The organism is Bradyrhizobium sp. USDA3010, from assembly GCF_056429065.1.
In genome coordinates this window covers 17700-30747 of record NZ_JBWJZD010000056.1, presented here as the reverse complement: position 1 = coordinate 30747, position 13048 = coordinate 17700, and the positions used below count along the sequence as shown (strand labels likewise).

General features: G+C 60.0%; 11 protein-coding genes and 4 pseudogenes. 4 read left to right on the top strand and 11 right to left on the bottom strand.

What is annotated here, in order from left to right:
• Nucleotides 1–285 precede the first annotated feature (285 nt).
• Nucleotides 286–633 carry an IS66 family insertion sequence element accessory protein TnpB gene (gene tnpB / locus AC066Y_RS39870; RefSeq protein ID WP_165124204.1) on the top strand — a complete coding sequence of 116 codons (348 nt, stop codon included), beginning with the start codon at nt 286–288 and terminating at the stop codon, nt 631–633.
• 47 nt (nt 634–680) lie between these two features.
• A complete protein-coding gene (gene tnpC, locus AC066Y_RS39865) occupies nt 681–2333 on the top strand; it encodes an IS66 family transposase (RefSeq protein WP_478278624.1) in 1653 nt (550 codons plus the stop codon).
• 51 nt (nt 2334–2384) lie between these two features.
• Here tnpC (AC066Y_RS39865) and AC066Y_RS39860 read toward each other — a convergent pair whose 3' ends face one another.
• The 3 genes and pseudogenes from AC066Y_RS39860 to AC066Y_RS39850 form a co-directional block, all read right to left on the bottom strand.
• Nucleotides 2385–2651: a transposase gene (locus tag AC066Y_RS39860; protein WP_478278623.1), complete on the bottom strand. Its 267-nt coding sequence runs from the start codon at nt 2649–2651 to the stop codon at nt 2385–2387.
• Complete coding sequence (locus AC066Y_RS39855) at nt 2641–3036, bottom strand: transposase (protein WP_234633845.1); 396 nt, start codon at nt 3034–3036, stop codon at nt 2641–2643. Before AC066Y_RS39855 ends, AC066Y_RS39860 begins: the two co-directional genes overlap by 11 nt.
• A gap of 92 nt (nt 3037–3128) precedes the next feature.
• A pseudogene (locus AC066Y_RS39850) lies at nt 3129–3905 on the bottom strand (IS5 family transposase); the annotation flags it as partial.
• Nucleotides 3906–4467: 562 nt separating this feature from the next.
• Between AC066Y_RS39850 and AC066Y_RS39845 the strand changes: the two are divergent.
• Together AC066Y_RS39845 and AC066Y_RS39840 are read left to right on the top strand one after the other, a co-directional pair.
• Nucleotides 4468–4881, top strand: coding sequence for a hypothetical protein (locus AC066Y_RS39845; protein ID WP_478278622.1), 414 nt, complete (start codon nt 4468–4470; stop codon nt 4879–4881).
• On the top strand, nt 4829–5383 hold the full coding sequence (locus AC066Y_RS39840; protein WP_478278621.1) for a group II intron maturase-specific domain-containing protein: 555 nt from the start codon (nt 4829–4831) through the stop codon (nt 5381–5383). Before AC066Y_RS39845 ends, AC066Y_RS39840 begins: the two co-directional genes overlap by 53 nt.
• Before the next feature lie 75 nt (nt 5384–5458).
• Here the strand turns inward: AC066Y_RS39840 and AC066Y_RS39835 are convergent.
• The 8 genes and pseudogenes from AC066Y_RS39835 to AC066Y_RS39800 all read right to left on the bottom strand — a co-directional run.
• Nucleotides 5459–5899: pseudogene (locus AC066Y_RS39835) on the bottom strand (transposase); the annotation flags it as partial.
• Nucleotides 5900–6302: 403 nt separating this feature from the next.
• A pseudogene (locus AC066Y_RS39830) lies at nt 6303–6763 on the bottom strand (IS91 family transposase); the annotation flags it as partial.
• A 196-nt stretch (nt 6764–6959) separates the two neighbouring features.
• A pseudogene (tnpC, locus tag AC066Y_RS39825) lies at nt 6960–7901 on the bottom strand (IS66 family transposase); the annotation flags it as partial.
• A 71-nt stretch (nt 7902–7972) separates the two neighbouring features.
• On the bottom strand, nt 7973–8167 hold the full coding sequence (tnpB, locus tag AC066Y_RS39820; RefSeq protein ID WP_478278620.1) for an IS66 family insertion sequence element accessory protein TnpB: 195 nt from the start codon (nt 8165–8167) through the stop codon (nt 7973–7975).
• A gap of 33 nt (nt 8168–8200) precedes the next feature.
• Complete coding sequence (gene ltrA / locus AC066Y_RS39815) at nt 8201–9427, bottom strand: group II intron reverse transcriptase/maturase (protein WP_176535508.1); 1227 nt, start codon at nt 9425–9427, stop codon at nt 8201–8203.
• Nucleotides 9428–9988: 561 nt separating this feature from the next.
• On the bottom strand, nt 9989–10207 hold the full coding sequence (tnpB, locus tag AC066Y_RS39810; protein WP_478278619.1) for an IS66 family insertion sequence element accessory protein TnpB: 219 nt from the start codon (nt 10205–10207) through the stop codon (nt 9989–9991).
• Nucleotides 10204–10629 carry an IS66-like element accessory protein TnpA gene (tnpA, locus tag AC066Y_RS39805; protein ID WP_478278618.1) on the bottom strand — a complete coding sequence of 142 codons (426 nt, stop codon included), beginning with the start codon at nt 10627–10629 and terminating at the stop codon, nt 10204–10206. Before tnpA ends, tnpB (AC066Y_RS39810) begins: the two co-directional genes overlap by 4 nt.
• Before the next feature lie 799 nt (nt 10630–11428).
• Nucleotides 11429–11968: a hypothetical protein gene (locus AC066Y_RS39800; protein WP_478278617.1), complete on the bottom strand. Its 540-nt coding sequence runs from the start codon at nt 11966–11968 to the stop codon at nt 11429–11431.
• Nucleotides 11969–13048: the final 1080 nt, after the last annotated feature.

Below are 13048 nucleotides of genomic sequence, written 5' to 3'. Positions count from 1 at the left end.
TCGATCATATGGAAGGTTCTAGTTCCAGAACTAGGCGCAGACATAGAAGCTCACATCGGCTCACAAACTCAGCAGCCGATAGCCGATCGCTTACCACTCCGCCAGACGGGGTTTCCTTGCCGCTTACCGGGATGTGGCCGAAGCGCCATTGACGACGGCGCCGGCGCGTCGACGGAGGAGCCAGGGCATCATCGAGATTGATCTCGGTAGCGGACACCGCATCCGGGTCGACGGTGACGTTGATGGAGACGCGCTGCGGCGAGTTCTCGATGCCCTGGTGCGCCGATGATCCCGGTTCCGACAGGCGCGCGAGTGTGGCTCGCGACAGGCTACACGGATATGCGCAGAGGCTTTCCGTCGTTGGCACTCCAAGTGCAGGAGGTGTTGCGCAAAGACCCGCTCAGCGGTCATCTGTTCGTCTTCCGCGGTCGCCGCAGCGATCTTGTGAAGATGATCTGGCACGATGGCCAGGGAGCATGCTTGTTTACCAAAAGACTCGAGAGAGGAAGGTTCATCTGGCCATCGGTTGCCGGTGAATCGGTAACGATCTCTCCGGCGCAATTGAGCTATCTGTTGTCCGGGATCGATTGGCGCAACCCTCAAGAAACCCAGCGTCCGACGCGGGTCGGTTAGTCGTTTTGCAGGTTTGAATCTGCTGCTTGATCTGATTCAATGGCTTCGTGATATCAAAGCCGGACGATCTTCCATCGGACCTTGTCAGTGCCCTGGCGGCGCTGCAGGCCGAGCGTGAGGCGCGGCTGCGAGCTGAGGCGATGGCTGCCAGCGCGCAGGCGGAGCTGTCGAACAACGAGGCGCTGGTCGCGCATCTCGAGCTGCGGATCGAGAAGCTCAAACGCGAACTGTACGGGCAGCGCTCCGAGCGCACGGCGCGGCTGCTCGAGCAGTTGGAACTGGAGCTCGAAGACCTCGTCGCCACGGCGAGCGAGGATGAGCTTGCGGCGCAGGCCGCAGCGGCGAAGACGCAGAACGTCCGCCCCTTCACGCGCAAGCGGCCGGTGCGCAAGCCTTGGCCGGACGACATCGAACACGAGCGCGTCGTCATTGACGCTCCGACGAGCTGCGCCTGCTGCGGCGGATCGCGGCTGGCGAAGGTCGGCGAGGATGTGACCAAGACGCTGGAGGAGATCCCGCGTCGCTTCAAGGTCATCGAGACAGTGTGCGAGAAGTTCACCTGCCGCGATTGCGAGAAGATCAGCCAGCCGCCTGCGCCGTTCCATGCCACGCCGCGCGGCTTCATCGGCCCACAATTGCTGGCGACGATCCTGTTCGACAAGTTCGGCATGCATATCCCGCTCAACCGCCAGAGTGCGCGCTTTAAGGCCGAGAGGATCGATTTGCCGCTGTCGACGCTGGCCGACCAGGTCGGCCACGGGACCTTCGCCGTCATGCCACTCTTCCACTTGATCGAACGCCATGTGCTCGCTGCTGAGCGCCTTCATGGCGATGACACCACCATCCGTATCCTGGCGAAGGGCAAGTGCACGACCGGGCGGATCTGGACTTATGTGCGGGATGACCGGCCCTTTGCCGGGCCTGCGCCGCCGGCGGCGGTCTATTACGCCTCGAGCGACCGACGAGGCGAGCATCCGCAGAAGCATCTGGCCGCCTTCGCCGGCATCCTGCAAGCCGATTGCTACAACGGCTTCGAGCCGCTGTTCGACCCGCAGAAGAAGGTGCTGCCGATTACGCCGGCGTTTTGCTTCGCCCATGCGCGGCGGGGCTTCTTCGAGCTGGCTGACATCGAGAAGAATGCCCGGGAAGGCAAGAGAGGTAAACCGGTCTCTCCGATCGCGCTGGAGGCGGTCAGGCGCCTGGATGTGTTGTTCGAGATCGAGCGCGCCATTAACGGCTGCGGCGCCGAAGAGCGGCGCGCCGTGCGCCAGGAAAAGAGCAAGCCGCTCCTCGGGGACATGCACGCCTGGTTGCTGCGTGAGCGCGAAACCCTCTCTCGCTCCTCCGAGGTCCTGAAGCCTATGAATTACATGCTCAGGCGCTGGGACGACTTCGCCCGCTTCCTCGACGATGGCAGGATCTGCTTGACCAACAATTGTGCTGAGCGCGCATTGAGAGGCATCGCCTTGGGAAGGCGCAACTGGACCTTCGCCGGCAGCCAGCGTGGTGCCGACCGTGCCGCCATCATGCTGACGATGATCACGACCTGTCGTCTCAACGACGTCGATCCGAAAGCCTGGCTCGCCGACGTCCTCGCCCGTATCGCCGATCTTCCCGCATCGCGTCTGCACGAATTGCTGCCCTGGGAATGGAAGCTCCTGCGCCAAGCCGACAAGCCCGCCGATCAGCAGGCCGCCTGACCTTCACGCAACGCCATCATAGAGCTCGCCGTACCCGCGCGCATGCGTCCATCACGCGGTCCTCGTCGTATGCGTACGACCATCCATGGGACCGTCAAGGACCATCGGCGCAGTCATGCCGGTCGCTCTGAGCGCGCCGACGAAGGTCGTCGTCTTCCAATGACCATGCGGGAGCGCTGCGACACAGCGCTGGCCGTACGGCGAGCGGCCATAGCGCCGCGCCATCTTGGTCGAGGCTCCCGTCTCGTCGATAAACACCAACCGATGAATGCCGATCTCAGGCTGAGATGCCTTCCACGCCGCGCGTTCAGCGGCCACGTCCGGCCGATCCTGCTCGCTGGCGTGCGATGTTTTTTTTGAACGTGATGTTGCGGCGATCGAAGAATCGCCAGACCACGCTCGGCACGAAACGCTCGCCGTGGACTTTGAGGAGATGGTCAGCGATCTCGGCCAGCGTCATGTCAGGCGTAGCCTTGACCAGGGAGAGGATCTCCGCAGCATGACCCTCGATCCGAGCTGAACGTCTGTCTCCGCCCTGCGCTCCCGCCTCACAAGCGCCGGTGCTGCGCCATTCGTTGACCAGTTCGATCGCTGTCGATGGCGCTACGCCGAACCGGCCGGCGGCGCCCCGACAGCTCATGCCTTCCTCTTCCACAGCCCGAATAATGCGAAGGCGAAGGTCCGGCGAGAGCGGCTTAGCCATGGGGGCTGGCCTCCATCACCAGCCCTCAGGGTGAATCACGATTTGCCTCACAAGGGAATCCCTTCCGATTCCGCCAGGTCAGAAAATGCTCTAGCCGCATCGCCGGCGCGGCCTTTGAGGTAGCAGCGGCCGAGGTGACCATCGGCCTTCAGGTGTCCGATGATGGGTTCGATGGCGGAGCGGCGGCGCAGCTCGCGCTTGATGACACCGAAGACGCCGCGCTTCTGGCCGGAGATGAAGATCCGTCGGGGATTTTGTGCGTCGTGGCCGCGGTATCCCTTGTCGACATAGGCCCGCTCGATCGCGCAGCCGGTGAGTGTCTCGGTGCGGTCGATGACGTCCCGCAAGGTGTGACCGTCGTACGGGTTATCGGGTAGCGCCCTGGCGTGCAGCACGAACAGGCCCCCGGGAGAACGGCGGTTGTTGGTGACGATGGAGGCTTTGACGCCGAACTCGTAAGGCGCGGCTGCTTTGCCTTTGCCGATGCACTCCACCTCGGGTGCGTGGAAGGAATAAAGCTTGAAGCCGCGCTGGCGCTGCTGCTGCGAGCGGATCTGCGAGGCCCGGCTGAGCGGGAGGGCGAACGTGTTCTCAAGCACAGCCTGACCTTCGATCTTGCGGCGGATATCGCGCATGATCCGGCCCAGTCGGCTGCGCAGGATGCGCAACTGCCGCTGTTGCCGCTTGAATTGCTTGGCATGGGCGTAGCGTCCCGCCATCATTGTCGCGGTTTTCGCAATGCGAAGATAGGACTGCCGCAGTTTGCCCCCGTGCTTCCTCGCCAGATGGTTGAGCCCCTTGATCGCCGCGTGCAAGAGCTTGGCATCGGTCGGGAAGGTGATCGCCTTCGGCTGCACGGTGGTATGTGCGCCATGACGGCGCGAAGAAGGAGGTTGAGTATGTAGACCATCTTCAGAGCAGCCTTGCTGCGCAAGAGATGAGGGCAGGCCCCTCGGACTCGGATTGCAGGATCAGAGTCCAAACCGCCACAAGCTGCATTAGTTAGCTCAATGGCTGAGATGGTAAGCGTTGCTGGAAAAGGCGGGCGATCAGCCCGTCAGGTGAGCTACGGGAAGACGAACGCAAGTAAACCGCCGATGACGCATCGAAAGTACAGTTCAAGTGTTGTCGAAACCAGGGGCGATACTACCTCCTGGGATCAAGCGCGGCGAGAGCCTGCCTATTGGCCGGGCAGCAACCGGTGTAGAGGCGGCGTGATCCCGATGGCAGGCTCTTGCGTGGATCATGGGAACCTGCGTCGCGATGCCAAGGGAGACCCCAAAGGCGGCGGACCCGCCGAGGGCAGAGTACCAATGCGCGACGCAGGGGCGAACGGGTTCGTAATAGTGATGCGGCCCGGTAATGCGGGCGCAGCGAAGGGACCCGATCTTCCAGTCAAAGTCACAGGCCAACCGGAAACGGGAGGAGCCGATGACTGAGGCAAAGCCGTATCAGATACCCAAACATCTCGTTTGGGAGGCTTGGAAACAGGTGAAAGCGCACCGCGGGGCGGCGGGTGTGGACGGGGTCTCCATCGAGAAATTCGAAAAGGACTTGAAGAGAAATCTCTACAAGGTCTGGAATCGAATGTCGTCGGGGACATACTTTCCGCCTCCCGTCCGTCTCGTGGAAATTCCCAAGGCGAATGGAGGGAAGCGTCCGTTAGAAATACCCTCTATAGCTGACCGCGTGGCTCAGACGGTTGCAAAGATGGTGATGGAGCCGACGATGGAACGAATATTCCATCCCGACTCTTACGGCTATCGGCCCGGCCGCTCGGCGCTTGACGCCAGTGGGGACAGCGCGAAAGCGTTGCTGGAAATTCGACTGGGTTATCGACCTTGATATCAAGTCATTCTTCGACTCGATTCCTTGGCACCTGATCGAAAAGGCCGTCGCCCACCACACGGAACTGAGCTGGGTTCGTCTCTACGTAAAGCGGTGGCTGCAAGCTCCTGTGGAAAGAGAAGACGGAATCCTTGTGGGCAAGAAGTTCCTTAACTTCCTCCCGGCAATCAGCAACAAGGCTGCCAAAGGAATCCGACAAACCATTCGCTCATGGCGACTGGGTTCGACGCGAAACCACTGGAGTCTTGAAGGACTCTCCAAGCTGATTGATCCTGTCGTGCAAGGATGGCTGAACTATTACGGACGGTTTTACCGCACGGAATGTGTCAACGTCCTTCGTCACGTTAACGACGCGCTCGCCCGTTGGGCGAGGCGGAAGTACAAGCGGTTGAAAGGCCGGAAAGTCGCCTCAGTATATTGGCTGGGACGGCTCGCGCAGCGCGATCCGAAACTGCTCTATTTGTGGCGAGTCGGCATTCGACCTGCGGCTGGAAGATAGAAGCCGGATGAATCGAGAGGTTCACGTCCGGTTTCGTGAGAGCCTCGGGGCGAAACTCCCCGGGGCTACTCGACCGACTGTGACCCGCTTGAGGTCCTGGCTGCGTAACGCGCCGGCCTCGTGTGCCACCCGCAAGCTCTCGGCCAGCAACAGCTCCAGCTTGTCGCCGAGCCGCTTGCGCCAGTGGCTCAGGTCCGAGCGCTCGTGCGGGAATGCGTGCTGGAAGAACTCTTCGCCGGTGAAGTACTGGAAATATGGGTCGTGGACCCAGCGCTCGCACACCCCCTCATCGGACAGCCCGTAAATGTGCTTGAGCAGCAACAGCCCGATCATGAAGCGGGTCGCGATGCCGGGCCGACCATTCTCGCTATAGAGCGGCGCGATCTCGCCGTCGATCCAGTCCCAATCGACCTTGCCGACGAGCTGAACCAGCTCGTGCTTCATATTGATGATTTGGTCCAGCCTGGCCCGGAACAGATCGCCCGACCCCGTCGTCCTGTGCTTCTTCGGTCGCATCGCCACCTCCCATGCGATCACGGAATCATGGTTGGCGATTCGACGGAATCTTGAGGGTTCTGTGAGGTCGCGTGGCAGGCGCGAGCCGCGCGCTCTGTCGTGCGTGCGACCTCATAGAAGCCGGATTGAACGGAGCTGCGGAGTTGTTGGCGCTATGGGAATAGTGCAGCGGGTGCAGCTGCGGGAGAGGCGCGCCTGTAGTCGCCGCGCGTCCGCGAGTCATTCATCGGATGTGAGGGGCCCGATTGATCGGGCCAAGGGCGCGATCCAGCGAGCGATTTGCTGCGCTGGGATGCGCTGCCGAACGATTGGCGGGGTGTTCGGTGACGAGCGCGGCCACGGCGACTTCGGACGTTGCCACCAAGAAGGTGATCACGGAAGCGGTGGATGGTACTGACGCTGGTCATGACGTATCACAACGAAACGGCTGGCCGCGCGCGCAGGCTCGCGGGACGATATCGACGCGCCGCATGGTGCCGCCACAATGCGGGCAGACGGGGATCTCGCATTTGGTGAGGGGATCGGCGCCGGCTTCTTGATCAGTCGGAGCGCTGCGGACAGCAAGGAGTTGACGGCAGAAAGCGATTTTATCGTTGCGTCCGCCATTGGCGAGGAAGCCATAGTGGCGGATGCGGTGGAAGCCGTCCGGCAGGGTGTGCAGGAGAAAGCGACGAATGAACTCATCGGCATCAAGCATCATCACTTTGGCTTTACGATTCTGCCGATAGTCCTTGAAAAGCTCACCTTGCCGTCGGCAAGCGAGATCAGCCTACTGTTGGCGATGGCGACGCGATGCGTATAGCGGCCGAGATAAGCCAGCACCTGTTCGGGCCCGCCGAATGGCGGTTTGGCATAGACGACCCATGAAGGAGCTTTGAATGAACGATGGGAATGCCATGGGTCAGGTGATCCAAATTGATGAGGCCCGGATTCGAGATCACCTGGGCGAGATGGTCCGCGGGACGGTGGAAGAGACACTGAACACCATGCTGGAGGCCGAAGCGGACCAGCTGTATAGCGCGACAATCAGGATGAGAGCGCCCTGATCGCCGCCGCGCACCAGATGCGCCTGCGGATGCTCACCACTTCGATCGCGCGAGTAATAAAACATCGCCGCCGGCGGATCTGAGCCGCCGAAGGGGCGGTCGTCCTTCACGTAGACCCAGCATCGAGCGACATCGCACTCGCCCAAGGCCAGCACAGGCACGGTGGTGTCGTCGCCATGGAGGCGTTCGGCTGCCATGACGTGGGCTTCCAATAGCCGCGACAGCGGCTCCAACACCGTGCAGCACGCCCCTACGGCGTCGGCCATGGTCGAGAGGCTGATCGGCACGCCTTCAAGGGCATAGCGCTCGGCCTGACGGTTCAACGGCTGATGCTGGCCGAACTTCTCGTACAGAATCATCGCGAGCAAGCTCGGTCCCGCCCACCCCCGCGCAATCACATGGAACGGCGCCGGCGCTTGGCTGATTTTCTCGCAATCCCGGCAGGTGAACTTTTCGCGCACCGTTTCGACCACCTTCCATTGGCGCGGGATCGCCTCCAGGGTCCGGGTCACGTCTTCGCCCAGCTTGCGCAGCCGCGCCCCGCCACAGCAGCCACAAACCGTCGGCGGATCGATCACCACCCGCTCGCGTGGGAGATGCTCGGGGAACGTCTGGCGCTCGGCGCGCTTGCGTATAAATCCGCGTACCGTCGTCGTCCTCGCGACAGCTCGTTCCGCCGCCAGCTCGTCCTCTGTGGCATCAGCTTCCAGCTCTTCGAATGTCAGCGCCAATTGGTCGATCAGTCGCGATGACCGCTCTGACCGTTGACCGTAGATCTGACGCTCAAGCTTGGCAATCCGCAGCTTCTGCTGGGCGATCAGCGCGCCGTCTTCCGAGGCCTTCGCGCGGGCGACCGCGAGCTCCGCTACAACCTCTAACGCCTTCGCGCGCTCGACCGCCAACGCCTCTTTCAGAGCCGCAATGTCATCCGGAACAGCGTCACGATCAGCATCCATGCAACGCAGTGAATCACATATCGAGCGCGTTGTGACTCCCCAAAATGCCAGCAACCGCAGATTTCTTTCGTTCAACCTGCGCTCTGCGGCCTCCAGCTTAGTTGTGGATTCCTCCAGTCAATTCCTTCCAGCATATAGGCCATCTGCGCCGCCGAGATTGACACCGCACCAGCGGATGCTGAGGGCCAGATGAACTTGCCGCGGTCCAGGCGTTTGGCATAGAGCGACATGCCTAACCCGTGGTGAGTCGGCCCCGGGAGTTGCACCCGGAGCCGCTCTCCGAACCGTACGTGACGCTCTCACGTCATACGGCTCTCAACAAGTAACGAAGCAGAACTCAACATCGCCCAATGAGCGAACAGCTTCGGCCTGCGGCAGCGGATCAATCTGAGCCAGGTGGAGGCTCTGACTTTTCCATTCTTCAGCCCTTTGTATTTGCGTCGCGCCCAGCGGTTAAGAGATTCGTCGACGTATCGATACAGGTTGTGCATTTCAGACCGCCCATATCTGCCGTAGTACTGCATCCACCCACGAAGGACGGGATTCAGTTCCAAGGCAATTGCGTCGACTTCCGTCTGCGAGCGAAGCCTGAGCCGGAGCTGCCGGATCGTCATACGCATAGACTTCATCGCCGCCCTGCTGACCGCTGGCGAGAACGTACAGAAGTTTTCTTTCTTCTGATGGTTTCTTGCCCTGCGCGGTCGAAAGGTAAATCCCAGAAAGTCAAATGACTGACTGGCATGGCTACCCGGGCGGTTGCTGTCTTTGCAGTAGACGAACTTGGTCTTGTCGGGATGCATTTCGAGTTCGCATTCCTTAAACCTTGCTTGCAGCGCCGCCTTGATGGCTTCCGCTTCAGCCTTGGTTCGGCAATGAACGAGCCCGTCGTCCGCGTATCGACACCACGGCGACTGCGGGAAGTTCCGCGCCATCCATGTATCGAACGCATAATGCAAGAACAAATTGGCAAGGACGGGACTGATCACGCCGCCTTGGGGTGTGCCCCGGTCGCGAGCGGTGATCGCTCCGTCTCTGTCTTGCATCGGCGCTGTTAGCCAGCGTTCGATGTAGAGCAGAGCCCATTCGTCTTGCACATGCTTCCTGACGGCCTTCATAAGCAACTTGTGGCTGATATTGTCGAACAGGCCTTTGATGTCGAACTCCAGCACCCAGTTCATCTTCCAGCACCGTTGCCGGGTGACGCCGACGGCGTCCAGCGCGGATTTTCCGGGCCGGTAGCCGTAGGAATCGGGAAGGAAGATTTCCTCGAGTGCTCGTTCAATCTGCAGCTTGACGACCGTCTGCGCCACGCGATCTGCTACTGTCGGCACACCTAGAATGCGTTGTCCGCCGTTCCTCTTGGGAATGGGGACAGCCCGAACGGCAGGTGGAAAGTAGCTGCCAGAAGACATGCGATTCCAGACCTTGTAAAGGTTGCCCTTCAAGTCCTTCTCAAATGCTTCGAGCGACACCTTATCCACGCCGGCCGCGCCCGCATTGGCTTTGACCAGTTTGTAGGCCTTCATCACTGTCTGCTTGTCGATATCGTACTGCTTGCGTCCGGTTACACTCACATGTCCTCCTGCTCATCACAGTTGCATATGGGCGCAACCCACTTGTTTCGGCCCCTTCGCTCCAGTTCCATTACAGCACCTTCATCACTACTACGAGCCGATCCGCCCCAGTGTTGTGCTTCGGTACTCTCGTCTCGCGGTGTGCGCCGCTTGAACTTCTCCCTTGGCATCACAACGACTGGTTCCTGCAGTTCTCTACAAGAGCCTGTATCCAGATCGCGTCCCCTAAACGCCGGTCGCCATCCGCGCAGTAATCCAGGCGTCTCACGGATTGATCTCAGGGATGGCACGCGCCCCTGATTTTGGCGACGTCTAAATAATTTTCGACGCGTCATCGGAAGATTCGCTTTCGCTCGCCTTCTGGATACTTACCTGCCCCGTAAACCCGGGACTTTTGCAACACTTGCTCATGACCGCGCCTTTTAAGCGAAGCCACAGTGTCGTGGTTTTGCATCTGCGCCTGAAACGCCGATGCAGGAGGGCCATCCTCCATCTCTCATAAAGCTGTACGCATTAAATTCGGTTATTCACCTCCTTCATGCTCTGCAGCACACCATGCCATAAAATCTTGACCAGATCGCCGCGGCGCCCCCGGAAGATATAGAGGTCGCCGGCATGAGCATCGCGCTTCAAGCTCTCCTGAACCGTCAGGGCCAGACTTTGCATCCCGCGGCGCATGTCGGTGTGGCCGGTGGCGATCCAGACCCTGATGCCGCTCGGGATCGGGATCATTGCCGCCTCAGAAGCTCAAGCACCCGCTGCAGTGCCGCGGCGTCAACATCCCGGTCAACGCGAACGCGACAGCCGCCGCTAAGCTCAATCTCAATTATTCCAACTCTTGCGCGCTGCGCAGGAGGCGATGACGGCGGCTGCGGTGTGCGCGTCGAGGCCGGAGCCGGCGTAAAGGCGATCTCCACAGGAATAAGCGCCGGCGCGGCATCCCCGCTCAGCCGATCCTCGCGCGCCAACCGGCGCCACGTGAACAATTGGCTCGCAGACAACCCGTTGCGCCGAGCCGTCACTGACACCAATCGTGGCCCGCCATAGCTCTCGGCAACGATCCGCTGCTTTTCTTCCAATGTCCAACGGCGTCGAGCGCCCGTCGAGACAACTTCCAGCCGGGAGACCTTCGAATTAGGCGTATGGTCAGTCATACGCCTATGTCTTCACCCTCCATCGCACCGCGCAAGGCGGCCCTCGCCGAAGCGATACCGTGGAAGCTGCGAAGAGGGCTTTGGAGAACGCCACCAAGTCACACGCAGGCAATGGTGTGAGGGGAGATCGCAACCACTCCTAATTGGCCGATCGGTGCCTATGGATAGGCCGCCGCCTCGAAAACAGAAGTTATCTTCGAAGGGCCAGTCACTCACAATCGCCTGAGGAGGCGCGCTGCGATGGACAGGCTCAAATCACACCGGCTTTCCAAGCCGCTCTTCGGTCTGCCGCCCCCTCCGACAAGCTCGCCGCATTCGGGGAAACTACCGCCAACGCGGAGGCCATGTGCGATGGCAACCACAGAACTCATACGCAAACATCCGCTCACGTTCTTTAGGCTGATTAAGATCATTTTCGACGCCGCGCATGAGGAGCATCGCGCATGAGCATCACTTCCGCCGTCGTTCAAAACCGCAGCGCTCGTATCGCGAGTGTGGCCATATCTGCCGTCAATGTGGCTAGTGGATGGCGGTTGTGCGTGAGGACAGACAACCCGCAAGGCCCGTCGTACGGGGCGGGATCGGGGACGAAGCGGTCAACCACGAGCGGAACGCCAGCGCAATGGCCGGTCCCGTCAATGTTCGATCGCTTGATGTGCTCGGCCGAAGTACGCCGTACAAGGTCCACCGCTTGAGGCGGCGGCCCGCTCGGTGGCGTCCACGATGTGTAGCGCGCGAACCAGACGTCGGTAGAGCAGGAGATCACTGGGTATCACAAAGCGGGCCGTGCGAAAACTGCTCATGCACTTGGCATGCCGGTTTTAGCAGCCGCCGTGGGCACCAAGGGAGGACATTCACCACTTGAAATTCCTCTCAAGTCGCATCTCGCTGGCGCTCCAATAAGAGCCTGGCGTGTTAAATAAGTCGCCGCCAAGCCATTCCAGGATTTCGCAACACGAAACCAGTTCTCCTTTCGAGCTGGCAATAGTTGTAGCTTCCTTTGCGCCTTGCGCGCAGCCGCAAACCTTCCGTCGCGTTCAGCCTGTTTCAGAGTCTTGATCAGCAGCTCCTCGGTTTGTTTCCATCCGTCGTTTGCAATTCGCCCCGCGGCAAAGTACTCGAAGACGACTCGGAAGGTCAGAGCACGACCTGCGGCGGCCCGCGAATCCAACTTTGGTTCAGTCAGCCATCGTTGAAGAGTTTCGAGCTGGTCCGGCGTACCAAGCGTGAGAACGGCACGTTCCCCGAAGAGCAGGAATATCGCGAATGCAGCGACCTCCAGTTGCGTATCCAAGTCCTGGTCATCCAGCCAACGGGCGATTGCTTCTAATGGAGACATAGTTTGGCTCTCCTGCCTTTCAGTCCCGGTTCGAGCGTTGCGATCGGCATAAGGTGGTATGTGAGAGCGATTCGGCCCAGAGAACGCCACGCTGGTCAACTACAAGAACTTGCGGGTTCAAATCTCTATAATTGTCGGACACAATCAAACTACAAATAACCGGAAAAGACCTGATGTTGGCGCTATGACCACCTTGGTTATCGATCGCCACTGAAAACGCGGTACCGACTTGGCTACATCGCATGCGTCGGTCGGTTTTGGAACATATAGTCATCATCGGCCGATGAGCACGAAACGGACATGGCTACGACACACTTGGTATGTTTCCTTTAATCAATCGAAGGGGCCAAATCGATATCCCATTCGAGAAACCAGAACCTTTCCGAGTGAAGCTGATGCAAAGAAGTTTGCGGGCGAACTTCTGAATAGTCCTCCTGCAAGTTTGACTACGATGTTAGCTGGAACGATAAACCCGTATTATCCAAGACGCGTAATTGGATCGAGCGACATAGTGCTTTGGATTCGTGGTCGCAACTGAGCCCCATATAGCTGAGCGGGACACGCCGCTGGGAACGGTCGGCGAAAGTACTCATAGAACGCGCCCATCACAATGTCGCCGTTGTCGCTTTCGGAAACAAGCGAGCCTGGATATAACCTGGGCGGTGCTGAGAAACGGAGTGCGGTTTACGGATATTAGGCCCATGGCGGCTTAGAAGGCTTGGCGGTCCAGCCAAGTGTCGAGCTGTCGCGGATATTTGCGAGAGTGAGCTGCTGCCGGTTTGATGGACACCGGGTTAAGCTAATCCCACCTTGCGCTCGAACTCAACCGGGCTGAGATAGCCGATGGTCGAGTGCCTGCGGGTCGTATTGTACAACGACGTTTGAGAACGCCCACAGGACCGTTCTTCGCGAGGTTCTTTATCGGCATCATCCCTGGTTTGGTCGCCGAGTTTGCGTTCATGGGGCGGTCGACAAGGCTGACGATGTCGTTTTTCGCTGCACCCTGGACGGATCGCAAGCAGACCGTTGGCTGGAAGTTCCAGCATGGATGTTCGACCGGACGGCCTGCCCTGACGCCGA

What these genes read in the sequence shown, in the direction of transcription:
- tnpB (WP_165124204.1), top strand. Translation starts at nt 286, where the DNA reads ATGATCCCGGTTCCGACAGGCGCGCGAGTGTGGCTCGCGACAGGCTAC.
- AC066Y_RS39855 (WP_234633845.1), bottom strand. Translation starts at nt 3,036, where the DNA reads ATGGCTAAGCCGCTCTCGCCGGACCTTCGCCTTCGCATTATTCGGGCT.
- AC066Y_RS39845 (WP_478278622.1), top strand. Translation starts at nt 4,468, where the DNA reads ATGACTGAGGCAAAGCCGTATCAGATACCCAAACATCTCGTTTGGGAG.
- ltrA (WP_176535508.1), bottom strand. Translation starts at nt 9,427, where the DNA reads ATGAAGGCCTACAAACTGGTCAAAGCCAATGCGGGCGCGGCCGGCGTG.
- tnpB (WP_478278619.1), bottom strand. Translation starts at nt 10,207, where the DNA reads ATGATCCCGATCCCGAGCGGCATCAGGGTCTGGATCGCCACCGGCCAC.
- tnpA (WP_478278618.1), bottom strand. Translation starts at nt 10,629, where the DNA reads ATGACTGACCATACGCCTAATTCGAAGGTCTCCCGGCTGGAAGTTGTC.
- AC066Y_RS39800 (WP_478278617.1), bottom strand. Translation starts at nt 11,968, where the DNA reads ATGTCTCCATTAGAAGCAATCGCCCGTTGGCTGGATGACCAGGACTTG.